19 protein-coding genes and 1 pseudogene are annotated in these 22,097 nt (G+C 69.1%); 6 read left to right on the top strand and 14 right to left on the bottom strand.

The genetic code is table 11. The features are described from left to right. The first annotated feature begins 334 nt into the window (after positions 1-334). Entirely contained in the window at positions 335-1,606 is a 1,272-nt protein-coding gene (locus ACL02O_RS28055) for an MFS transporter (protein ID WP_412821175.1), read from the top strand. Here the strand turns inward: ACL02O_RS28055 and ACL02O_RS28050 are convergent. The 4 genes from ACL02O_RS28050 to ACL02O_RS28035 form a co-directional block, all read right to left on the bottom strand. Further along, positions 1,603-3,162, bottom strand: a complete 1,560-nt coding sequence (locus tag ACL02O_RS28050) for an ABC transporter permease (RefSeq protein WP_412821174.1) — start codon at positions 3,160-3,162, stop codon at positions 1,603-1,605. The two genes, ACL02O_RS28055 and ACL02O_RS28050, sit on opposite strands and share 4 nt — an antisense overlap. A gap of 47 nt (positions 3,163-3,209) precedes the next feature. After that, positions 3,210-4,160: an ABC transporter ATP-binding protein gene (locus ACL02O_RS28045; protein ID WP_412821173.1), complete on the bottom strand. Its 951-nt coding sequence runs from the start codon at positions 4,158-4,160 to the stop codon at positions 3,210-3,212. Next, complete coding sequence (locus ACL02O_RS28040; protein WP_412821172.1) at positions 4,157-4,795, bottom strand: TetR/AcrR family transcriptional regulator; 639 nt, start codon at positions 4,793-4,795, stop codon at positions 4,157-4,159. The genes ACL02O_RS28045 and ACL02O_RS28040 overlap by 4 nt, the downstream gene beginning before the upstream one ends. A gap of 216 nt (positions 4,796-5,011) precedes the next feature. After that, positions 5,012-5,983 (bottom strand): phosphotransferase enzyme family protein, encoded by a 972-nt coding sequence (locus ACL02O_RS28035; RefSeq protein ID WP_412821171.1) that lies wholly within the window; start codon positions 5,981-5,983, stop codon positions 5,012-5,014. Positions 5,984-6,292: 309 nt separating this feature from the next. On the opposite strand from ACL02O_RS28035, the gene ACL02O_RS28030 reads away from it, so the two are divergent. After that, complete coding sequence (locus tag ACL02O_RS28030) at positions 6,293-6,457, top strand: hypothetical protein (RefSeq protein ID WP_412821170.1); 165 nt, start codon at positions 6,293-6,295, stop codon at positions 6,455-6,457. Positions 6,458-6,796: 339 nt separating this feature from the next. Here ACL02O_RS28030 and ACL02O_RS28025 read toward each other — a convergent pair whose 3' ends face one another. Beyond that, positions 6,797-7,123, bottom strand: coding sequence for a hypothetical protein (locus ACL02O_RS28025; RefSeq protein WP_412821169.1), 327 nt, complete (start codon positions 7,121-7,123; stop codon positions 6,797-6,799). 140 nt (positions 7,124-7,263) lie between these two features. Between ACL02O_RS28025 and ACL02O_RS28020 the strand changes: the two genes are divergently transcribed. Both ACL02O_RS28020 and ACL02O_RS28015 read left to right on the top strand, forming a co-directional pair. Beyond that, positions 7,264-9,156: a sensor histidine kinase gene (locus tag ACL02O_RS28020; protein WP_412821168.1), complete on the top strand. Its 1,893-nt coding sequence runs from the start codon at positions 7,264-7,266 to the stop codon at positions 9,154-9,156. Beyond that, on the top strand, positions 9,144-9,779 hold the full coding sequence (locus tag ACL02O_RS28015) for a response regulator transcription factor (protein ID WP_412821167.1): 636 nt from the start codon (positions 9,144-9,146) through the stop codon (positions 9,777-9,779). Before ACL02O_RS28020 ends, ACL02O_RS28015 begins: the two co-directional genes overlap by 13 nt. A gap of 119 nt (positions 9,780-9,898) precedes the next feature. Here the strand turns inward: ACL02O_RS28015 and ACL02O_RS28010 are convergent, their stop codons facing one another. Both ACL02O_RS28010 and ACL02O_RS28005 read right to left on the bottom strand, forming a co-directional pair. Continuing rightward, positions 9,899-10,120, bottom strand: coding sequence for a hypothetical protein (locus tag ACL02O_RS28010; protein WP_412821166.1), 222 nt, complete (start codon positions 10,118-10,120; stop codon positions 9,899-9,901). A gap of 26 nt (positions 10,121-10,146) precedes the next feature. Next, the gene (locus ACL02O_RS28005) at positions 10,147-11,265 is read right to left on the bottom strand and encodes a hypothetical protein (RefSeq protein ID WP_412821165.1); all 1,119 of its coding nucleotides are present in this window, start codon (positions 11,263-11,265) and stop codon (positions 10,147-10,149) included. 54 nt (positions 11,266-11,319) lie between these two features. Here ACL02O_RS28005 and ACL02O_RS28000 point away from each other — a divergent pair, with 54 nt between their 5' ends. Then, complete coding sequence (locus ACL02O_RS28000) at positions 11,320-11,787, top strand: MarR family winged helix-turn-helix transcriptional regulator (RefSeq protein WP_412821164.1); 468 nt, start codon at positions 11,320-11,322, stop codon at positions 11,785-11,787. A gap of 97 nt (positions 11,788-11,884) precedes the next feature. Here ACL02O_RS28000 and ACL02O_RS27995 read toward each other — a convergent pair. Beyond that, positions 11,885-12,485: pseudogene (locus ACL02O_RS27995) on the bottom strand (response regulator transcription factor). On the opposite strand from ACL02O_RS27995, the gene ACL02O_RS27990 reads away from it, so the two are divergent. Beyond that, complete coding sequence (locus ACL02O_RS27990) at positions 12,480-12,728, top strand: hypothetical protein (RefSeq protein WP_412821163.1); 249 nt, start codon at positions 12,480-12,482, stop codon at positions 12,726-12,728. The pseudogene ACL02O_RS27995 and the gene ACL02O_RS27990 sit on opposite strands and share 6 nt — an antisense overlap. 560 nt (positions 12,729-13,288) lie before the next feature. Here ACL02O_RS27990 and ACL02O_RS27985 read toward each other — a convergent pair. The 6 genes from ACL02O_RS27985 to ACL02O_RS27960 all read right to left on the bottom strand — a co-directional run bounded on the left by ACL02O_RS27985 (position 13,289) and on the right by ACL02O_RS27960 (position 21,178). Next, on the bottom strand, positions 13,289-15,301 hold the full coding sequence (locus ACL02O_RS27985) for a B12-binding domain-containing radical SAM protein (RefSeq protein WP_412821162.1): 2,013 nt from the start codon (positions 15,299-15,301) through the stop codon (positions 13,289-13,291). A 227-nt stretch (positions 15,302-15,528) separates the two neighbouring features. Then, positions 15,529-16,188, bottom strand: a complete 660-nt coding sequence (locus ACL02O_RS27980) for a GAF domain-containing protein (protein WP_412821161.1) — start codon at positions 16,186-16,188, stop codon at positions 15,529-15,531. Continuing rightward, complete coding sequence (locus ACL02O_RS27975) at positions 16,179-16,955, bottom strand: S8 family serine peptidase (RefSeq protein WP_412821160.1); 777 nt, start codon at positions 16,953-16,955, stop codon at positions 16,179-16,181. Before ACL02O_RS27975 ends, ACL02O_RS27980 begins: the two co-directional genes overlap by 10 nt. A 98-nt stretch (positions 16,956-17,053) precedes the next feature. Continuing rightward, complete coding sequence (locus tag ACL02O_RS27970; RefSeq protein ID WP_412821159.1) at positions 17,054-20,170, bottom strand: ATP-binding protein; 3,117 nt, start codon at positions 20,168-20,170, stop codon at positions 17,054-17,056. Continuing rightward, positions 20,167-20,769 carry an iron-containing redox enzyme family protein gene (locus ACL02O_RS27965; RefSeq protein WP_412821158.1) on the bottom strand — a complete coding sequence of 201 codons (603 nt, stop codon included), beginning with the start codon at positions 20,767-20,769 and terminating at the stop codon, positions 20,167-20,169. Before ACL02O_RS27965 ends, ACL02O_RS27970 begins: the two co-directional genes overlap by 4 nt. Positions 20,770-20,992: 223 nt before the next feature. Next, entirely contained in the window at positions 20,993-21,178 is a 186-nt protein-coding gene (locus ACL02O_RS27960) for an aroma-sacti cluster domain-containing protein (protein ID WP_412821157.1), read from the bottom strand. Positions 21,179-22,097 lie beyond the last annotated feature (919 nt).

Below are 22,097 nucleotides of genomic sequence, written 5' to 3'. Positions count from 1 at the left end.
CCGACTTTGCACATGCCCTACGCGGCTTGCCACTTGATCTGCGATCCAGCGGTGGCTGCCTGGCGACCGAACGTTCAGCGGCCAGTTGAGTACGCGACCGAACGCACGCGCCGCGACATTGTGCGCGCGGAACGCGGCATGGTCGAACGCCTTACCGCATCGCGTGGGGACGCCCTCTGCGACGTGGGCTCGCTATCGGGATGGCGGTAGCGGGACTCGTCAGCCTGGCGGGGATAAGGCTGGTAGGCGTGGTCGCGCGAGCTCGCCTGGTGTGGTCGAGGCCACCCAACTTCACTGACGGAGCCTGTCAGGGAAGTTCCCGGAGGCTGTGCACATGACCACCACCACTCCGCCCGCGCAGATGCTTGGGACCCGGACCGCACCGATCGATGCTCGCGTGCCGCTAGTCGAAGCGTTGGCTACGCCACCGACGGGGGGTCGAGCCGAGCGACTGCTCCTGCCGGCTACCTTTGTCACAAGCCTGGGCAACGGCATCCAGCTCGTCGCCTCCGCGATCCTGGTCTTCACGACCGCGGGCAGCGCACTGTCGGTGGGGTGGCTGTTCATCGCGGCGTCCGTGCCACCAGCGTTGCTGTCGCTGGTGTTCGGGCGGATCGCCGACCGTTACGACCGGCGGACGCTCTGCCTGATCGCGGATGTGGCCAGCGCCCTGGCGGCGATAGTGCTGCCGGTCTGGCTGCTGCTGGGCGGGGCAACCACACCGGTGGCCTACCTGGTCAGTTTCGCGCTCGCCGCGCTGGCCGCGATGTTCATGCCAGCAAGCAACGCCCTGATGAAGGAGCGGGTCGCCCCGGGTCGCCTCGTACGGTTCAGCGCGCAGTACGAGATCGCCTTGCAGGCCGGAAATTTGCTCTCCGCAGCGGTAGGCGGATTCGCCATCCACCTGTTCGGGCCCACGCCGCTGTTCTTCTTCAACGGCGCCACCTTCCTCCTCTCGGCCCTGGCCATGTATCTGATCGGCCGGGGCCCTGCCCGCGCCGAGCGTGCCCGGCCAGCGGCCATCGGCAACGGCACGCCGACCGGCCGCAATGCCGCACCGCTGCTGCGCCTCGGCCTTCTCTACGCCACCTGCACGGTATTGACCATGGTCGGCAACACCGTCTTGATCGTCTTGGTGTACCAAGGCTTCCACCAGGGCGCGGGTACCTACGGGCTGGTGGACGCACTGGCCGGGGTCGGGTTCGTCACCGCCGCCGCCCTCTACCCCCGGCTTCCCGCCAGGTTCGGCCATCTTCGCATCGCCGTCATCGGCATCGTCGGCTGTGCGGTCATCGTGGCCCTAGAGCCACTGCATCTGTCCGTTCTTCTGGCGGGCATCCCCATCGCCGGCGCTCTGGTCGGGCTGGCCCGGGTGGCAACCCGTAGCCTGCTGCTGGCCAGCGTGCCCGAGCGTAGGGCCGGCCAGGTCTTCGGCGCCACCAACGCGGCCGGCCTCGGCCTGAGCGCCGTGATCACCGTACTGGTCGCCGCAATCGCCGACCATACGAACATCGCCAACGCGTTCTATTCACTTGCGATCGTCACAGCCGTTATCACCGCTATCACGACTGTGACCCTACCCAAGTCAAATTCGAAGATCGTCTAGGCGCGTGGGATGTCCCGGCGGCGGAAGGCGATGAACCCTACCAGCGCGAGCGCGATGGCGACGACAGCCAGCGCGGCGAGGTTGCCGGCGTTGACCGTTGCCAGCGGTGGTTTCCCGACATGCGTGGTGGGAGCGAGGTCGAGCACCCACCGCTTGAGCGTCAGGCCGGGGCCGAGGAGGGCGATGAAGGTCGCCACGGTGTACGCCGCCCAGGTGAGCCCGAAGCCGCGCGGCCAGAGGCCGAACACGGCCACGGCGAGGCCGGCGAACACCAGTTCGGCCGGCAGGTAGTCCAGGCCGGCCCGCATCACGGCGCCGATCTCGCCGGGGTTACCGACCGACCACGCGGTCGACAGCGCGAGGACCGCCGATGAGCCGGCGACGATGAGCACCAGCCCGGCCGCGACGACGGCGCCGTGGGCGGCCAGCCAGCGGGTCTGGGAGAGCGTGCCGGCGAGCCGGGTCTCCAGGCGGCCCTCGGCTTCCTCGGCCCGCAGGGTGCCGATCGCCTGGATGACGTACCCCGCGCCGATGACGGCAAGGTAGAGCTGGGTCATGGCGATGAAGCCGTCCAGCGGCCGGCCGCCGCTGGCGCCCATGGCGTCGCCCAGCGCGGTATTGCCGGCCAGCGCGTCGAGAAATTGCCGGGCCAGCGCGCCCATCATCCCGGTGAGCAGGATCCCGCCCGCCAGCCAGCCCGCCGTCGCCGGGCGGTGCAGCCAGACCGCGAAGCCGATCGGCCGCCGGCGCAGCCAGGTCGCGCGGGCCGGACCCGCGCCGCCACGCAGTAGGGCGCTGCCGACGTCGCGGCGGGCGGCGAGCCACACAGCCGCGCCGCCCGAGGCCACGCCCGCAACGGCCGGGACGGCGAGCACCCACCACCGGTGGTTCCCGAACGGCGCGGTCTTCTCCGCCCACCCGAGCGGGGACAGCCAGCTCAACCAGTTCATGGCCGTGTCGCCGACCCCGCGCAGGACGTACGCTGCGGCGAGTGCGATCAGGCTCCACGTGTAGACCCCGCGGGTGTGGAGCACGAGTTGCGCCACCAGAGCCGCGAACCCGGCGAACACGAAGGCCAGCGCGCCGAGTGCGGCGCTGTACAGGATTGCGCCGGACACCGGGACCCCGGCGAGCGCAAGGCTGGCGGCGAACAGGACCGCTGTGACGACGATCGCCGCGGTCGCTACGGCGAGGGCCGCCAGAACCGGCTGGTGCCGGGCGATCCGGCCGCCGAGGATCGTCTCGAGCCGGCCTGACTCCTCCTCGCGTCGCGTCGACCCGGCGATCAGGCCGATTCCCAGCAGCGGGAGCAGGAACGAGGCCAGGAACCCGAACTCGTCCTGGATCACCCCACCCAGGCTGTCGATACCCTCGACGTGGCCGTTGATTGCGGCCAGTGTGCTGCCGGAGGTGACCGCCTCGGCATAGGTGTGGATTTTGGCCGGGGTGTCGTAGAGGCCAGCGACGGCGGCGGCTGTCCCGATCATGCTCGCGGCGAGGGCGAGCACCCAGACCAGGATGCCGCGGCGGTGCGTGCGCCAGACGATGCCGACCATGGCCCCCAGCCCGCTCCGGCGGCGACTCGCCGGTAGGTACCGGGCGCTCATCGGGCGGCCTCGGCAAGCGTTTCGCTGGTTTCCTGGGCGTCGGGGGCATCCCCGTAGGTGCGCAGGAACAGCGCATCGAGGCTTGGCGGGGTGACGGTCAGGGTGCGGATCCGTGCGGCGTGCAGCTTGCCGATCATCGCGTCGAGGTGATCGGCGTCGATTGTGAACCTGGTGTCGACCTGCCCGTCCAACCGTTCGCAGGCGTAGTCGGCCACCCCGTCTGCGCGGGCCAGGTTTTCGGGTTCCTCGACGGTGACGGCGTGCACCGTGGTTCGAGTGTGGCGGCGCAGGTCGGCGAGGCTGCCGGTGGCGACGGTGCGGCCACGGCGAATGATGCTCACCCGGTCGGCCAGCGCTTCAACCTCGCTCAGGATGTGGCTGGAGAGCAACACGGTGACGCCGTCGTTCCTCCGTTCGCGCACGCACTGCTGGAAGACCTGCTCCATCAGCGGATCGAGCCCGGATGTGGGCTCGTCGAGGATGAGTAGGTCCACCTCGGCGGCCAGCGCGGCCACGAGGGCGACCTTCTGACGGTTGCCCTTGGAGTAATCCCGGATCCGCTTGGTCGGGTCGAGCTCGAAGCGTTCGATCAGGCGGTCTCGGCGCTTTTCGTCGACTCCGCCGTGCGTTGCACCGATGACGTCGAGGCACTGGCCGCCGGTCAGTGCGGGCCACAGCGCGACGTCCCCGGCGACGTAGGCCAGGCGCCCGTGGAGCGTGGCGGCGGCCCGCCAGGGGTCGGCGCCGAACAGTTCGACGTGACCGCGGGTGGCCCGCATCAGCCCGAGCAGGATGCGGATGGCGGTGGACTTGCCTGCCCCGTTCGGACCGAGGAAACCATGTACCTCACCGGTCTGTACCGCGAGATCCAAGCCGTCGAGCGCATGGACCTTCCCGAAGGCCTTGGTGAGGTTCTGGATGTGGATGACATGGGCGGGCTGACTCACGAGGGTTCCTCCCCGGGCGCGGTCACGAAGGCGCCCTTCGTGTAGACGGTGGTGGCTTCTCTGGCCCAGCGGGCGATGCCCTCCGGCGTGAGCGGGTCGACCCCGATCGCGGCGGCGATCTGGTTGCGCAGCAGGACCAGTGCGAGGTCGTTGACCAGAAGGAACGCCGCCCGGACCGCTGGGTCCTCAGCCGGTCGAGCAGCACCGATCTCGGTCATGGAGTCAAGCAGTTGGCGAGTGAGGGTGTGCCAGCGACCGAACAACGCCGCGCCCGCCGGATCGTTGACGAGCAGTAGGCGGCGTAGGTACGCGGGCAGCGGCGAGCCGTGCGGAAAGGCGCGTGCGAACATCTCGGCGATGGACGCCCCGCTGTCCCCGCTCATCGCCTCGGCCAGGTCCCGCTCGTCCATCGAGAAGAGCGCGTCGAACGCCTGCGCGGCGTAGCCGTCCACGGCGGCCCGCAGCCCGTCCTTGCTGCCGAAGTGATGCACGACGAGCGCAGGTGACACCCCTGCTGCCGCGGCGATCTCCCGTACCGTGACGGCATCGTGCCCTCGCTCGGCGAACAGGCGCAGCGCGGCGTTGCGGATGTTGGCCTTGCCGGTGAGGTCGCCATCGTCAGTGGTTGAACGCATGTTTAGGACACTAAACACGTGTTCAGTACGCGGTCAATACCCTCCGGGCGAGTTCATCTGCATTACCGGTGTCGCCAGCTCGTCCGCGCAAAGGCACGTGACGAGCGCGTACGTCACGTCGGCGAACGGACAGGTGAGATCAAGTGCCCTGTCATCGGCTATGAGAGCGCCCGCCTGCACACCACCGTGGCCGACGCGGCAACTTGCGCGGGCAGTTCAGATCTCCGGTGGCCGCCCTGATGGCGTAGCGCCGGCGCACACCGCCGCCAAGAGGGTTTCGAGCAGCTCGCGGGTGTGCGGCTCGTCAAGGACCTCACTGATCCATGCCGCGGAGTCGGCGCGCTCCGGGGAGCGAGCGTTTGGCGTCAGCCAGTCGGTGGCGGCGATCTCGGTGATGTGCCCGAGTTGCGCGATGAGCATCGAGAAGTGGCCGCGCCGGTTCACCGTCGCCGGTCCAGCGGCCTGCCGGTAGGCGTCGATCAGGGCGCGGGCTCGGCCCGCATCGGCGCGGGCGAATTCGAAGAGCACACACCCGAGCTCCTGGCTCGGGTCAGCCGGCCCGCTGTTCTCCCAGTCAATAACACTCACTCCGCCGTCTACGGTCGGCAGGACGTTGTCGGCCCACAGGTCGCGGTGGCAGGTCCGCAGCATCTGGGGCGGCTCGATCCAGGACTCCAAGGCGACCAGCTCATCACGCAGATCGGCCAACCGGCCGGCGAACGGCGCCCCCGCTTCCATGAGCTGCTGGACCAGTTGGTCCCAACGATCGGCGCCGACCGGTTCGTGATACCACGGCTCCAACTGGCCGGGCTCAGTGACCGGTACGCGGTGAATGGCGGCCACGACCCCGCCAACGAGCGCCGGGTCGAGGCAGCGGTCCGGTGCCTTGACGTCGACCCACTCGTACACCCGGACCTGTCTGCCTTCCACGGTGGCGAAGACGCTTCCCTCCGTGGTGCGCCGCACCCGCGGCGTCGGCACGCCGGCGATGTAGGCCGCTTCCTGGAACGCAGTCGCCAACCGCACCTCGTCCTCACCGGACTGGTGAAACGGCACCTTCACCGCCCAACTGCCGTCTGCCGTCTCCAGCCGCCACACGACGCCTTGCCTGCCCCGCGCAACCGGCCCGTCCGACAGCCTCGCCGCCCCGCCGAGAGCGAAGCGTCGGGCGAGGTCCACGGCATTCATTAGGCCACTCCAACACACCTTCGCGCACCAGGACCAGTACGGATCTCGACAGCGGCGGATACGCCAAACGGTCGGCCCGCCGGTGACGAAACGTCAGGATGGCCGCCCGCCCGTTCCTGTGGATCTCCCTGAAGCCGCCGGATCACCCGGACCCGCACCATCAGCGGCAAGACCACCCGCGAGACGTGCAGCCACCGTTCCAGCCGGGCTAGACGCTCGTCGCAGGGCGGCAGCACTCCCGCGCCGACGAGTAGTTCTCGCAGATGCCGCCCGGCTTTGTCGGGCTCCAGCGCGTCGAACGTGTCGTGAGTGAGCGGGATGCGGCCGGTGGCGAGGTCGGACAGCAGGGAGCGGGCACGGGACTGGCGATGCAGCCAGGCCGACACGTTCTGGGGCCTCTTGCGGCTGCTCGACCAGCTCAGCCTCGACCGAGCCCGGGTGGTCGCGTTCGGCGGCGGCCACAATGAGTTGTGATCGGCGGGCCGCAGGGCGAAGCACGCAGGCTCCATTGGAGATTCACTCCCTGCGGTTCGCACCCTGTCACCTATCAACGGCTTCTCGAACCGCAAACGGCAGGTGAATAGCGTGATCAGGTTCTTTGGTGGGTTGTACGTGGCAGAATCCGAACCGCACTCCAGCAGCTCACGGGACGGTCGTGACGAATGTGCCCGTGCGTCGACGGCTCCCACAGACCGGCCAGCGCAGGCGGACTCGTTGGCCGAGCCCGCCCGCGTACGCTTTCGGGGTCGGCCGCCGTCGGACGAACGTTCCGGCGGGGGCCGACCCGTGCCGGTCATCCCGCCGGAGGCGGGTTCAGACCGTGGGGCCGTCGAGGCGTACCTCGGTGGCGGTAGCCGAACGGCGGCGGTTGCGCAGCCAGTGCCCCAGTGTCACCAGGCCGAAGCCGGCGGCGTAGATCGCCGATGTGACGATCAGGTAGGGCAGTGTGGCGCCCAGACCGGCGGTCTTGTCGTGGGTGAACGCCTCCGAGGACCCGTTCACCCACTCCAGGATCAAGTTGAGCGACTGGAACGTGTAGACCTGGCCGAAGACGACGGCATAGGTCAGATACGCCGCAAGCCGGTTGCGGATGAGCAGCCCTAGCGGCAGGGCGACGAGCAGGGTCAGAATCGCGATCATCGGTGTGTCCTCCTCAACGTGAGCCTTCGCAATTCACGGTCCCGCGCGGGCGGCCCCCGGCGCATTGCGGCCACCGCCGGACTCCGGTTACGTGCTGGCACTGATCCGCTGCGCGCACCCGATGGGCGAGAATGTCTTCCATGAGCCGTGGGCGGTGGTCGGCCTCGGCCGCGACGGCGGTCTGGTTGGCCTCTGCGGCCTCGATGGTCGCGCAGGCCGGGCGAGGCCGGCTCGAGGTGACGCCCGCGGTGGTCTACGGGCTGTGCGTGGTGCCGCTGGTCCTCGGCTGGCTGCTCGTGGTCCGCGCGCCCGGCAGCCCGGTCGGCCCGGTGCTGACGTGGCTGGCGGCGCTGATGCTGGCCACCCCGGCGATCGACTGGGGACAGTGGTGGGCCGCTGCGGTGTGGCCCTGGCAGCTGGTCGGGTTCATGGCGCTGCTGCTGGTCTTCCCGGACGGGCTGCCGCCAGGCTGGTGGTGGCGCTCCGCGGCGCTCGCCGTGCCCGTCGCGGTCGTCCTCTTCTGCGCGGCGTTCGTGGTGACCACCGCCGCCGCGCATCGCATCTCCGAGACCGTTCTGATCCTGGTGATGGTCACGGCGCTGGCGATGCTCCTCACGGTCGTGCTGGCCTGCCTGGCCGCGCCGATCGTGCGCTACCGCCGCGGCGGCGACCGGGTACGCCAGCAGCTGCGCTGGCTGATCCTGGCGGCGCTGGCGACAGTCACGCTGATGGTGGCGAGCTGGATCGTGACCTCGCTGGGCTGGTTGGGCTCCGAGGCGTACGCCGGATTCCTACTCGGCATCATCGTGCTGGTCCCGGCCGCGCTGACCGTGGCGGTGCTGCGCCACGACCTGTTCGAGATCGACCGCATCCTAGGCGACTCGGTGGCCTGGCTGCTCACCATGGCCGGGGCGGCGCTGGCCTTCGCCGTCCTCGTCACCGGGCTCGGCTACCTGCTCGGCCGGGGCTCGACGATCGGGCTGACCACCTCGGTGTTCGGAGTGGCGCTTGCCGTGCTGCCGCTGCACCGGCGCATCCACGCCGCCGTGGCCCGGGTGGTCGACCGGGACCGGGCCGTCATCCTCGATCGCGTGCAGCGCTTCGTCGAGCAGGTCCGGGACGGCTCGGCTGAACCCGAGTCGGTCGAGGCGGTGCTGCGCGAGGCGGTCGGCGATCCGCGACTGGCCCTGCTACTCACCGATGTCGGCCGAGGTGGGTTCGTGGACCTGGCCGGGCGGCCCGCCGAGCCGGTCGCCGATGGCGTACGCGTGCCGCTGCGCACAACCGACGCCGAGATCGGCGAGCTGGTGGTGAGCCCGGGGTCGGCGCGGGCGGTGCGCCGAGCCCGGCTGGCCGCCTCCGCGGCGCGGCTGCCGATCGAGGTGAGTCGGCTGCGGCTGGGGCTACGCCGGGCGGTGCACGAGGTCGACGACAGCCGCCGCCGCCTGATCACCGCCACTGTGCAGGAGCGACAAAGGCTGGAACGGGACCTCCACGACGGTGCACAGCAGCAGCTGGTCGCGCTCGGCATGCAGCTGCGCTCGGCTCAACGGCGGCTGCCGGCCGGGCACCCGGTCGCGGGCGAGCTCGACCAAGCGGTGGATCGGCTGGAGCAGACCGTCGCCGAGCTGCGGCGGTTGGCCCACGGCGTACGCCCGGCGAGCCTGGACGACGGATTGTCGGCCGCACTGACCAGGCTGGGGGCGGATTGCCCGATCCCCGTGGACTTCGACATCCACCTCGACGGCGTAGCGGTGAGCGAGGTCGTGGCCACCACGGCGTACTTCGTCGCCGCCGAGGCGATGACCAACGTCCTCAAGCACGCTAGCGCCGCTCGCATCCGGGTGTCCGCCCAGCACACGGGAGAGGAGCTGCGCGTCGCGGTCCGGGACGACGGCACCGGCGGGGCACCGACAGACTCGGGGCTGGCCGCCCTGCGCGACCGGGTCGGGTCGATCGGCGGGACGCTGACGGTCACCAGCGCGCCCGCGGCCGGGACGACCGTGCAGGCGGTGCTGCCGTGCGAGTGGTGATCGCCGAGGACTCGGTGCTGTTCCGGGAGGGCCTGACGCGCCTGCTCACCGAGTCCGGGCACGAGGTCGTGGCGGCGGTCGGTGCGGCGAACGGCCTGCCCGGGATCGTCCGCGAGCACCGGCCAGACGTGGCGGTCATCGACGTCCGGATGCCGCCCACGATGACCGACGACGGTGCGCGAGCTGCCCAGGAGATCCGCGACGAATCGCCGCAGCAGCCGATCCTGCTGCTCTCCCAGCACGTGGAAACTCGGCACTCGGTGAACCTGGTATCCACCGGGGCGTTCGGTTACCTGCTGAAGGACCGGGTGCTGCGCGTCGGCGACTTCCTCGACTCTTTGACCCGGGTGGCCGAGGGCGGCTCCGCATTGGACCCCGAGATCGTCTCGGCGCTGCTGGCCGGCCGAAAGTCCGGCCTGGCAGACCTTTCGGCCCGTGAACGCGAGGTGCTGGCGCTGGTCGCGGAGGGACACTCCAATATGTCCATCGCTGCCCGGCTCGTCGTCACCGAACGCACCGTCGAGGCCCACATGCGCTCCATCTTCCAGCGGCTGCAACTGCCGGAGTCGCCGGAGAGCCACCGCCGCGTGCTGGCCGTTCTGGCGTACCTGCGCACGCAGTAAGGGTCTGTGCAGTGTCGTCCGGTTTGTCCAGCCAGTGCGGGCCCTTGCGATGATTTTGTGAAGCTGCCGGGGCCACCGGCCGACGGCCGTCATCACCTGCCCGGCGCTGACATCCGCGGTCAGATATCACCCACGAGACCGGCAGTAGAGGCGATTGGCCGGGCACGGGTCCTCGCACCTTTCGCTCGCTGCCCGGCCGAGAACGTGTGCACCCTCCCCTCGACGACGAAGTTGCCGAACCAGGATGGCCCTGTGCCGTCGATCGCGGCGAGAAGCGGTCCGGACGGCACGCAGCTCAACAGGGTGCGGCGCTCGCACAGCAGCTCGTGCGGGATGGTCATGGATTCTCTATCACGTGAGGCTGGCGTCAGCGGCCGATACGGTCGAGAACGAGGTCGGCGAGGAATCTGGTCAGGGTCGCCCGCTGGCGTAGCAGCGCGGCGAGCTGGTCGGTGGGCGGGCAGTCGAGCAGTTCGTAGGGCAGCGAGGTCAGGGCCGAGCGCACGGTGAGGGCGCCGACATAGCCGTATGCGACCTGCTCGGGGTCGGCGTCGACGCCGTGCTGGCGCATGCCGGCGACGTACGCCGGCACGAGGCGGTCATGGATGGCCGGCAGCTGCTCGACGGTGATGTGGCCGGCGTGTGCCAGGCCGATCAGCAGTTGGCTGAGGTCGAAGCCGACGGCTAGGGGGCATTGAAAGGCGACGTCGATGGCGACGAGCATGTCGGACTCGTTGCGGGGAACGAGAAGGTTCTGCGGGCTGGCGTCGCCATGCGCGAGGGTCTGGGGCAGGGTGTCGAGCTGGTCGAGGAACGCGGGCAGAGCCTCGGCGATGCGGCGCAGATCGTCGCGCAGCCGCGCGTCGACGGCGTTGGCGAGCATGGGGTGGCTCCACAGGCGGTCGTCGGAAAGCTGCGGCACGGCACCCTGCATGACCCGGCCCTGGGCGAACATGCGCAACGCCCAACCCGGCGGGTGGCCGGTGCTGGCGAGCAGATCGGGTGTGCTGCGCAGCGCGGCCAAGCCACCCAGCGCGCGGGCCGCGCGGATGTAGAGGCCGAGGTTCCAGCAAGTCTCGTCGTGGGCGTCGATGTCTTCCATCCACAACAGCAGGCGGTCGTCGCCCAGGTCGGTGATCCGGTAGAGAACCGGCGAGCGCAGGCCAGCAGGCATGCGGCCGGCGAACGACGGCTCCCACAGGCAGAGCTCCTGCCGCCACGGAAAGCCTGCGGCGAACGCGTCGCGGATCTCGGCAGGCAGCAGGTGCAGCCGTGGCCAGTGCCGCGCATGCTGCACCAGTTTCACAAACACGGCCCAGTCGCGTCCGTCGTCGCTGCGGCCGCGTACGCGCATTAGCCCGCCGGTCGCCGGGGAGCCGGAGTCGTAGGCCACCTGCTCGACCGTCCACGTGCCAGGCGTGGCGTCGTCGCCGAGCATCGCCTTCACCGTGGTGGCAAGCTCCGATGCGGGCAGATCCATGGTCACTCCCCGAGATAGTAAGGTTGGCTGACGACCTCGCAAAGATAGTAAGGTAGCCTTATGAGTTCGGTCAATCACGATCTGGTCCATGTCTTCGACCTGCTCGGCGCCGCACTGACCGTTGGCAAGCGGGCCATGGAGGCCGAGGTCGCCGATGAACCACACCACCTGCGCGGATCACACCTGCGCCTGCTGTCACTGACCCCCGTTGAGGGCATGCGCCCGACCGACCTGGCCGGCCGGGTCGGCATGACCAAGCAGTCGCTGGGCGAGTTCGTCGCCACGATGCAGAAGACGGGCTTCCTGCACGTCGACCCCGACCCGACCGACCGGCGGGCCCGGATCGTACGCCCCACCGTCAAAGGTCTGCGCCTGCAAGCGCGAATCATGGAGATCTTCGCCGAGACAGAAGACCGCTGGCGTTCCGAGATCGGCGACCGCGACTGGGCCACCTTCCGCAGAGTCCTGGCCCACATCGCTGACCGAAACGGCCGGGACCGGCCGCACGCGAACTCGGCCGAGGGTTGAGTCCCACGCGCTACGGTCACGCGAAAGCGCAGCGTGTGGCTCAATCTGGCACCTCGGCGGACACGATTCTGGCGCGGTCATTGGGTGAGCAGGTACGTCAGCACAGCCAGCACGGGTGGCTCTCCGGCGGTTGCAGGCGCTGGAAGACGGAGCGCATGTGCGCCTCAATGGCGCGTTCGGTGACCACCAGCCGAGCCGGGATGGACACATTGGAGTGTCCCTCCGTGACCAGCGCGAGTACTTCCCGTTCGCGTGCCGACAGGTCGGCGGGGCCTGACCTTCGGGGGGCCAGCAGCGCTGACACGATCTCGGGGTCGAGCGCGGAGCCGCCCTCGGCGACCCGGGTCAGCGCGTCCAGGAAGTCACTGACGCGCAGCACCCGGTCCTTGAGCAGGTAACCGAACGCGCCGGTGGAATCAACTTCACCGAGCACCGCGCCTCCACATGCTGGGACAGCAGCAGGATCGGCTGTCGCGGCGACTCGTCCCGGATCTGCTGCGCGGCCCGCACGCCGTCGTCGGTCATGGTCGGCGGCATCCGCACGTCGATCACGACCACGTCCGGACGCTGCTCCGGACGATCCCCGGCAGACCGTCGACGTCGCCGACCGCCGCCACGACCACGTGCCCGGCCTCGGCGAGCAATCGTGTCAACCCTTCCCGGAACAGCACCGAATCCTCGGCGATCATCACGTGCATGGGAGTACCGCCCAGATCTATACCTTCCAGACCGCGTTGCTGGTGATGGAGTGGGCCAATGGGTTCACCGCCGCGTTCCGGCACAACGGCTCGACCGAGCTGCTCGAAGACGCCAGGGGCTACCTGATCTCCACCTCGGTCATCTACGCCGCCGGCTTCGGCCCGGTGATTCTCGGGCACTGGCTGCGCAACCGACGCCGACCGGCTACCCCTGAGGCTCGCCCGGACCGCCCAGCCGGCTAGCTACAGGCAACGCGAGCGGTGTGGGCGGGGATAGAGGCCGTGCCCGCACCGCACTCGGTCGGCGGCAACAAGACCATGACTCATCCCGCACGAAGGACCGTGAAACCACTGAAAGTTGACGCGTTCGCCCGTCGCGGTTCGCACACTGCTACGTTCCAGCGGCCACCCGCACTGCAAATGCGCAGGCAGCTAGCATGATCAAATGCTCTGGTGGACCATACTTGGCAGAATCCGAACCACATTCCAGCAGCTCACGGGCCGATCGTGACGGTCTCACCGGTACGCCGGCGGCTGACCTGACACTGCCATCCGGGCGACAACCGGCACGGCAGCCATCCTGACCGTCCGCCGCGGTGTGCCTGGCCCGGGCCACGAGTCGGAGGTACATCTTGTGCAGTCCGCCGGGGCCGGTCCTTGGGTCTCGGCGACGGCGATGACTCGTTTCAGCTCGACGACCGGCACGGCGGCCAGACGGGTGAGCTCGCCGTACAGGGTTGCGATCTGCGTCTTGGCGGCAGAGCGGGGCCCGGGGTCGTTGGTGGGGCTGCCGTGAATCGTCGTCAGGCGGCGCCGCTCGCGGCAGCGACCAGCTGGAGCACTCGACGGAGTGCGCCGCTCGCCGCGGCGGCCTGCGGCAGGGCGACGGCTACGCCGGTGGCGAGGATCGCCACCTGTGCCCGACCTGCCCGAGCCGCACCTGGCTGACCGAGCCACTGCGCCAGTTGCGCGTGGGTCACCGATCCCTTTGCACGCAGCGTGGCATGTGCCTCCTCGAGCAGGCGGGGAGTGGTGAAGTCGTGCAGGTTGTCGAAGGCGATGTAGTGGATCGTTTCGCCGACCAGCCGGTGCCGAGGTTCCTCGCCGTCGGTGGAGGGCAGGAGACCGGAACCGTAGCGGGCAAAGTAGAGCATGGAGTGGGCGCTGTCGATACCCCCGACGAAGGGGCGGTCGTCAAAGCATCTGGCGAGTTTGCTGGTCAGGTCCGGGGTGAGCCCGTCCGTCGCGGCACCGGGCCATCTCGGCTGGTGGTCCTGCCTCATCCGCCACGGCAGGTACCGCTGGATGTCGTCGGCGGCCGGGGCGGGCAGTACCTCGACGCCGAAGCGGTCCGGTTGCCGGGCGACGATCGACCCCGGGGTGAGCTGGAACGTGCCGATGCCGGCCAGCGACCACAGTTCGGCGTTGCGGATCAGGAACTCGTACGTCTCGCGTGCCTCGACCGGCGTCTCGGAGGGGAATCCGGTGAAGCCCATCATCTGCACGCCGATGTCGCGTGCCGCCAGGTCCGCGAGGATGGCGGGTACGTCATCGATCCGCACGCCCTTGTTGATCAGGTCGAGGATCCGCTGGGATCCGGACTCGTAACCGAAGGAGACGGCAACGCAACCCGCCGCCTTCAGCAGATCTGCGACGCTGCGCTTGGGGAAGGTGCGCTCCAACCTGAGTTCGGCGCTCCACCGCAGGTGGTGAGGCTCGTCGGCGATCCGCTCGCACAGCGTACGCAGATAGCGTGGCGACATGGCGTCCACGGCGAAGTAGACGCTTCTCGCCCAGCCCGCGACCGCGGCGAGGTCTTCCGCCACCCGGTTGAGGGACCGCTCGCGAGAGGGTGCGGTAGGGCGATCGGTGTTCAGGCCGTAGTCGCAGAAGGTGCACTTGTTCCAGTAGCAGCCCCGGGTGGGGCTGTAGTTCACCACAGGCTCGGGCGACCAGTACCGGTTCCAGTCCCAGACCTCGTAGGCGGGCGTGGGGAGGGTGGAGACGTTCTCGTAGTTGATGAGATTCGCCTCAGGGTCGGACTTCCGGGTCAGCACCCCGCGCATGTCCGACAAAGGCAGGCTGTCCCGGATCGCCGCGAGAATCTCCGACAACGGGGATTCGCCCTCCCCCGGTACGAGCAGATCGGCGTCCCGGAAGACACTCCACACGCCCGCCCGGTCCCGGGCGTACTTGATGTCGTCGCACACCTCGGTGCCGCCGAAGACGATGACGGTGTCCGGCCGGCACTGACGGATCTCGCGGGCCAGACGCAACGCGATCGGCAACTGGTCGCGGTAGTTGACCGACAGGCCGACCAGCTCCCACCGCCGTTCGGCCAGCACCTCCCGGAACGGGCCTCGAATGTACGGTTCGAAGGGGCCGGCTATCAGGTCGACGACAGAGTCATCTCCCAGGTCGGCGAAGCTCGAATAGTTCACCGCCCCGTCGGTACGCAGCCCGAAACCGTCGAACATCGCCGGCGCCCCGGCGAGGGACAGCAGCGTGAGCCATCTGCGGACGGCCATCACCGCCTGCCGGTAGGTTGGGTGGTGGTAGAAGAGATCGGGGTCTCTCATGACGGCGATCGCCCGCTCGACGAAGTCACAGTCGACTCCCTCGGCAGCCAGGGTGTCCTGGTAGCGCAGTTCGTCCATGCGGGTGACGACGGTGGCGTCCTCGATGCGATGTCGGATCCGCAGGGCTTCGTCGAGCAACTCCGCGACCTGGGTCGGCCGGGCGAGGTGATTGAGCGCCTCGATGTTGGCGTCGAGGCACCGGAATGCGGTGAAGCCGTCCTCGCGCGCCTTCGCCACCAGGTACGGGATGGAGTGGTAGGGATTCGTCGGGCTGGTCAGAGGCGGTGTGATGAGTAGATAGGGCACCGACGACGACGGCCTTGCCGGCGGCCGGACACGGGAGATGGGGATTACTGGTCCAGTCACTCCGTTTCCTCTCTCTTCGCGTGGTGACCTAGGCGTGACCTAAGGGCGATCGCGGACGGCCGGTAGGGGTGGTTCCGGAGCCGATGCCCGCTGACCGGTCATGCCGCCCGGTTGGCCTGGTCGTCGGCGAGCAGGGCGTCGATGGTCGACAGCAGACCCGAGACCATGACGTGCGCGGCTGAGGACGCGAGGGGCAGGCGTTCGGCGATCCGCTGCAGCACGGCCAGGTCGGCAGACTCCGCCGTCCCGGTACCCACCGCCCATTGCAGGCGGACCAGCAGTTCCAAGCCGAGCGCGGCCTGCGTAGCCACCAGGCCGAGCAGCTCGACGTCCTGCAGGACGGCACGCGGACGGCTGCCTCGATCGAGTACCTCCAGCACACCGATGCATTCGCTGTCGCGTAGCAGCGGGGCGGCCATGATGCTCTGCGGGATGTATCCGGTGGTCTCCGCGGCGTCCAGGGCGAAGGACCCGGTCCTGCCCAGGTGATCGGCGAGCATCGGTTGGCCGCTCGCCGCGACCCACCCGGCTATCCCGGTTCCCCGTTCGAACCGCGTACCCGGCAGCCGCTGCTCGCCCTCACCGGAGACGGCCTCGAAGACGAGATCGCCGTTGTTCTGATCGACGAGGAAGACGGACGCGGCCGCGGCCCCGAAGACGCTGCGGGCGACCTCCACGACGGAGTGGAGCAATCGACGCTCCGTGGTATCCACCGGCAACGTGCCCGGTGCCGGAGAGCGGTAGTCGCCTACGGGCATGGCGGGCCTCCTGCGAGTTCACGTACGTTGCGTGCGGTCATAAAAAGGACCGACTTGACCTGGAACGGCGTCAGCCAGGGGTGCTTGCTGAGGATCAGTGCGCAGAGTCCGGATATGTGGGGTGTCGCGAAGCTGTTGCCGGTCACCCGCTTGTCGCCGCTGTCGAGCCAGGGAACCAGGACGCGTACGCCGTGCGCCAGAAACTCAGCAGGCGGCGACGGGTTGTAGTAGTGCAGCATCGGTTCGGGTTCGTCGTGGCAGGCGACGGAGACGACCGAGGCGAAGGTCCACGGGTAACTGTGTACGGGCATGTTGTGCGCCGCGACGACCAGCAGCGTCCGGCGGAAGTACGCCTGGTCGGCTAGGTCGTGCAGCGGCTGCTGGAGCTGCGGCCTGGTGGTGGACAGACTGAGGTTGACCACGTCGTACCCCTGCTCTATCGCCCATTCCAGGCCGGCGAGCAGCGCCTGTCCCCCGCCAAAGATGCCGTCGGTGAGGACGCGGACCGAGGTGAGTGAGGCGGCCGGGGCGATGGAACGGATGACAGCGGCGCAGGCGGTGCCGTGGCCGACACGGTCGACGGACGGGTTCTCCTCGGCGACGGTCAACCGACCGTCCGGGGCGTCCACCACCGTGAGCGCGAGGTCGACGGGTCCGGCGCCGGCGTGGTCCGCTTCCACTCCGCTGTCGAGCAGGCACACTCGTACGCCGGAGCCGTCGGCTCCCTCCCACGCCCAGGCCGGGGTCACGTCCTCCAGCTGACCCACCTCGAACGGTGGTGGGGAGGCAGCAGCGGTGGACAGTCCCCATGCCGGGAGGCCGGGAAAGTACGCCCGCGAGGGGCGGCGCCAGGGTGGCGGATGTGTCATGGGGTACCGCCGTCGCTGGAGGCCGGCGGCGCGGCGAGCCATGCGGTGACCCGGGTCATGAGCAGGTCGGCTCCCTTTGCCGTGTAGCGGTTGAGCGCCTCGGCGCCGACCCGCAGCGCGTCGTCGACGTGACCCGCAGCGCGTAGGACGATCGCGAGGTCCAGCAGCACGTCACCCTGCAGCCGCATGTCGTCGGTACGGCCGGCGAGCGCACGAGCTCCGCCGAGGGCCGTCAACGCGGCCTCGTGCGCGCCAGCGCTGGACAGCAGACGGCCGCGCAGGGATCGGACAATGAGCTGGGTACGTACGTCCGACGCGTGGGCGTCGCGTTCGAGGGTCTCGATCGCTCGAGTGGCCTCGCCGAGCAGCCCTCGGGAGAACATCTCGCGGGCGGCCCACGCCTCCAGGGTCTGAGCGCCGGTCACCCTTCCGGCCGACCGCAGCGCGGCCGCGCCGTGCAGGAAGTGCGACTCGGCCACCTCATGGTTGCGGGCCAACGACTCCACCACGCCGGAGGTCTGCGCGAGCACCGCGCCGGCCAGGTCGAGATGCAGTTCGCGGACGTGCAGCTGCGCCGTCGACAGCAGCGCTCGCGCTCCGTCGATGTCACCAATGAGCGACCGGAGCCCGGCCTCGGTGGTGGCGACGGGCACCAGGAGAACGCGGTCGGCGACGAAGCGGCGGGTCAGTTCGTCGCACAGGGCGAGGCCCGAATGGACCGGCGTCGGGCCCCAGAGGGCCAACTCACACATGCCGATGAGGATTCGTTCTTCCTCGTACCCGTCGCCGGCGGCTCGGGCCCGGACCAGCGCGCTGCGTAACGCCGCCTCGGCTGCGCCCAGTTCCTCGGCGAACATGTACAGCAGCGCCGAGAGCTGGTGGAACCGGCACCAGGTGAGATCGTCGTCCGAGGTGGCCTCGAGCTGCCTGTTGAGTTCGGCTGCCCGGCTGACCACTTGCGCGATGGCTACGCCGGTGTGCACGGCCACGATCAGCCGCTGAGCCAGGCAGGACGCCGCGGTGGGCGGGTCGCCAGGCATGGCTTCCTCCGCCACCGTGAGAGCGTCCAGGGCCAGCTGTCCCCTGGACATGCTCAACCAGCAGTCTGAGATACGGAGGGCCAGCGACCGGTGACGAGGTTCGCCGGGCGGCAGAAGTTCCTGTGCGCGGCTGAGGGTGGCCGCTGCCGCAGGCAGATCCCGGCGCTGCAGGGCGATCGTGCCGTCGGTGAGCAGCGCTGCCGCCGCCCGTCCGGCGAGGGCGGGGAGGCTCGGATCGCCGGGCTGCAGCTCGCGTCGCAGCACGTACGCGGCTTCCAGATGGTGACCGGCCACGACCGCGGGTAGGGCCTCGTCTTCCCACTCTCCGACGGTGATGTCAGCCAGTGTCAGGTGCCACTGCTGCCGGTGCGCCTTCGGAATCATGGAGTACAACGTGTCGCGGACGAGAGTCTGGGCGAACCGGAACCTGCCGGCGGCGTCGGTACGCCGGACGAGGCGACGGCGGGCCAGCCGGGCCAGGCACTGCCCGAGTTCGTCGTTCAGGTCGTCGATCAGCACCCGAAGAAGCGCGAGGCTGAATTCGCGACCGATGACAGCGGCTCGCTCCAGCACCGCCCGCTCGTCGGCGGGCAGTTGGTCGAGTCGGGCGGACAGCAGGGCGTTGATGTTCGGTGAGGCGCTTGTCTCCAGGCGGCCGTCACGCAGCAGGTCAACCATGATCTCGGCGAAGAGCGGATTGCCGTCGCAGGACGTGACGACCTGGGCGGCGCTCCCGTCATCCAGCTGTGCCGCCACCTCTCCGGCAGTGGTGAGCTCCAGGACGAGACGGGCCGTCTCCGTTTCCGTGAGTGGCGGCACATCCAGGGTGATGGCGCAGGACTTCCCGCCACCCCAGGCAGGCCTGGCGTCGAGCAGGTCCGGGCGTGCGACGCAGACGAGCAGCATCGGTACGTCGGTCAGCCAGGAGGCCACGTCGTCGATGAGGTCCAACAGCGTGGAACTGGCCTCGTGGAGGTCCTCGACGACCACTACCAGCGGGCGCCGCCGGGCGAGCAGCTCGAAGAGTTTCCGGACGGCCCAGGCGATCTCTCGGACTCCGTCGCCGCGATCCGCGTGCGAGGGGGTCGCGAGGACCGCAAGGCAGCGGCGGGCGCGCACGCTGTCGGCACCGTCGCCGAGCAGCGCTTCAAGGTCCTGGCCGGCGGTGAGGGAGCCGAGCATTTGGATCACCGGATCGTAGGTGCCACCGCCGTACGAGCGGCAGTGGCCCACCAGCACCTGCGCCGACGTCCCCACGTGGTCCGTGAGGAACTCGCGAACCAGACGGGACTTTCCTACACCGGCGTCGCCGACGACGGTGACCAGGCAGGACTGGTCCTGGCTGACCGCCCGCCGGTAGGTGTAGCGCAGCTGTGCGGTCTCGTCGTCCCGTCCCACGAACGGCGTGGTCGGCCCGCTGGGTTCCGGGTTCGCCAGGGAGACCAGCCGCCAGGCGCGGGTCCGCCGCGCCTTTCCCTTGAGGGCCAGGGGTGCGATCTCATCCACCGTCACAAGGCCCCGCACCATGCTGGCGACCCGGTCGTCGAAGATGATCTGGCCAGGGCCGGCTGCGGACTGGAGTCTGGCGGCCGTATTCACCGCGTCTCCGACCACGTGCAGGTCGCCGTTCGGGAACGAGGTGACGACGACCTCACCAGAGGCGATCCCGGTCCGGGTTCGCAGCGTGACGCCGGTCGCGGCCAGACCGTGGTCGAGATCGGTCAGCGCATCTCTGATGCTGGTCGCCGTCCGCACCGCCCGGAGTGCGTCGTCTTCACGGGTACGCGGGATGCCGAACACCGCCATGACGGCGTCGCCGATGAACTTCTCCACCGCGCCACCGAAGGCTTCCACTCTGTTCACGCAGACCAGAAAGTACTGGTCCAGTACCGAGCGCAGCAACTCCGGGTCCAGCCGTTCGCCGAGCACCGTGGAGTCGACCAGGTCGATAAAGAGAGTGACGATGCTCTTGCGTACCTCCGGTCGGGGCGTGTCGATGACCGGGGCGCCGCACCGATGGCAGAACCGGGCGTCGTCCTCGGCAGGGGCCCGACAGGAGGGGCAGGATCTCATCCGGAGGTCCTGTCCCGCTCAAGCAGCGTCATCGGGTGCTCGTCGACGAGTTCGTTCATGAGGCGGCCGGCACGGTCCTTGGTGGCCATCGCGTTGGTGGTGATCAGGTTCAACTGGTCGCGGGTCAGCGGCATGGCGTCGAGGACAGTGTCGAGGTCTGCGCTGTGGTGAGGGTCGAGGTTGGCGTGCTTGCGCAGGGTTCGGAAGGCTTCGAGCGGATAGCCGCTCAGCTGCGCGGCAGACTGACACAGCTCGTCCGTGGGCGGGTGCCCTTCGAGCATGGCGAGGTACCCCAGAAGAGCCACTGGCTGGCTGTGCAGCACGTAGTAGTACTGCGAGCCCACGAACGCGGCGACCGCAGGGCTCGGCGGATGGGACATGGCCTCATCACGCGAGACACCGAGGAATTCGAGGTCGTCGAGCAGCCAATCGTCGTGCCCCATCTCCTCGGGGATGTGCTTGTCCAGGTACGTCACGAGCTGCGCGGAGACGGGATCGACAGCCGCCCGCCGGTCGGCGGCGTCCCGAGCGGCTTCCATGAGCGGCACACTGCCGCGGGTGATCGTGTGCGCCATGACGAGATAGCGCGGGTAGAGCACGTTTAGGCACCGATGTGACCAGAAGGCACCGCCCTTCGGAGCGGTGGGCTGGACCAGGCTGAGGGTCCGACGAACTCGGTCGCTCGCGGTGAGAGTCATGGTATGTGCGCTCCAAGGTCGTGTGTCGGCACACGAACGTGCGTGAGATCTGTTGAAGCGGCTGCGGGCGATCCCCTCCGAGACAAAGGCATGAGCCGAAGGGGATCACCGCAGGGGATGGTGGTCAGAGGTTGAAGTTGACGTCCTGGCCCTCGACCTCACCGCCGGCCGCGTCCAGCCGGCCCTTGATGGAGTTCCAGGTCGCCACCTCCTCGGGGGTGAGGTTCGCCAGCACGGCCCGCTGCCGCTCGCTCAGCAGGTCGAGCGGGTTGCCGCCGTCACGAAGGGCCTTCAGCGCGTCGTATGCCATTTCCGCCTCCCAGGCAGTAGAACGTTTCTTCTGATGGATTGATTCGCCGCACCGGTCGTCGCCCTTTTAGCGAACTCATTCGGGCACGGAATCAGCAGGAATTGAGGGCCCGTCTCAGCGAGCCGAATCTTGACTGGCGCCTGAGGTAGGTCGAGGGTTTCGGCGGGGCGCGGGGCGATTCCGTCATCGGCGGTTCTTCCCTCCTGATTGCGTCTCAGTCTGCGATTTACGATGGGCCACCGGTATCCCTTATTTCCGCCCGTGCGACGGCTGATTCCCTCACCGTGTCCGGCGGTGCCGTCCGGGGACGACCGTCGTTCACCGGCCAGACTCACCCGGGTGACGGCACGATCGCCGGGCCACCGCGACCGCTCGGCGTTGTCGACGATCGCGCACGTTCGGGTGGGTGCAGCCGACGGTGGCGGCCACAGTGGACGCGTGCGTCGTGGCCGGATCGGCGGCTGTTTCGGTAACGGCCGGGTCGTGCGTGCCGACCGGCGAGGGCTATGGATGCCAGAAGGCGCGCATCGATCAGCTCACCACCGCCCAGTCACCGCCACCGGTTCCGGGTCTCGCACCGGGCGGGAATCAGTAAGTATCGCGGCAGGAATCTAGAGCATATCGAGCGCCATCGCGGCAGGCATTTTGCGTTAGGATCCGAAGCGCTGACGGCCGCGCCCCGGCTGGAGAACGACCAGGGACAGCCCGAAGCGCCCGATTCAGGATGATCGAGGCATGGTGTCAGGACCGTGCGAAGCGGTGGTTCAACAAGGGCGGGGGATCATGACTGGTGTCGCCAACACGGACAGAACGGAAGACTTTTCCACCACCGGACCGACACGCCCGAAAGCCCGAGAGCGACGGTGTTGCTGTCGGGACGCCCACTTCACCGAACGCGAGGTCGAGGTCTTACAGTGTT

Origin of the sequence: Micromonospora mangrovicola (assembly GCF_047200535.1) — a bacterium.
Taxonomy (GTDB): domain Bacteria; phylum Actinomycetota; class Actinomycetes; order Mycobacteriales; family Micromonosporaceae; genus Micromonospora.
Note: the sequence above shows the minus strand (reverse complement) of the source record. Positions and strands in the feature narration are given on the sequence as shown.

What these genes read in the sequence shown, in the direction of transcription:
- ACL02O_RS28055 (WP_412821175.1), top strand. Translation starts at nt 335, where the DNA reads ATGACCACCACCACTCCGCCCGCGCAGATGCTTGGGACCCGGACCGCA.
- ACL02O_RS28050 (WP_412821174.1), bottom strand. Translation starts at nt 3,162, where the DNA reads ATGGTCGGCATCGTCTGGCGCACGCACCGCCGCGGCATCCTGGTCTGG.
- ACL02O_RS28040 (WP_412821172.1), bottom strand. Translation starts at nt 4,795, where the DNA reads ATGCGTTCAACCACTGACGATGGCGACCTCACCGGCAAGGCCAACATC.
- ACL02O_RS28035 (WP_412821171.1), bottom strand. Translation starts at nt 5,983, where the DNA reads ATGAATGCCGTGGACCTCGCCCGACGCTTCGCTCTCGGCGGGGCGGCG.
- ACL02O_RS28025 (WP_412821169.1), bottom strand. Translation starts at nt 7,123, where the DNA reads ATGATCGCGATTCTGACCCTGCTCGTCGCCCTGCCGCTAGGGCTGCTC.
- ACL02O_RS28020 (WP_412821168.1), top strand. Translation starts at nt 7,264, where the DNA reads ATGAGCCGTGGGCGGTGGTCGGCCTCGGCCGCGACGGCGGTCTGGTTG.
- ACL02O_RS28010 (WP_412821166.1), bottom strand. Translation starts at nt 10,120, where the DNA reads ATGACCATCCCGCACGAGCTGCTGTGCGAGCGCCGCACCCTGTTGAGC.
- ACL02O_RS28000 (WP_412821164.1), top strand. Translation starts at nt 11,320, where the DNA reads ATGAGTTCGGTCAATCACGATCTGGTCCATGTCTTCGACCTGCTCGGC.
- ACL02O_RS27980 (WP_412821161.1), bottom strand. Translation starts at nt 16,188, where the DNA reads ATGCCCGTAGGCGACTACCGCTCTCCGGCACCGGGCACGTTGCCGGTG.
- ACL02O_RS27970 (WP_412821159.1), bottom strand. Translation starts at nt 20,170, where the DNA reads ATGAGATCCTGCCCCTCCTGTCGGGCCCCTGCCGAGGACGACGCCCGG.
- ACL02O_RS27960 (WP_412821157.1), bottom strand. Translation starts at nt 21,178, where the DNA reads ATGGCATACGACGCGCTGAAGGCCCTTCGTGACGGCGGCAACCCGCTC.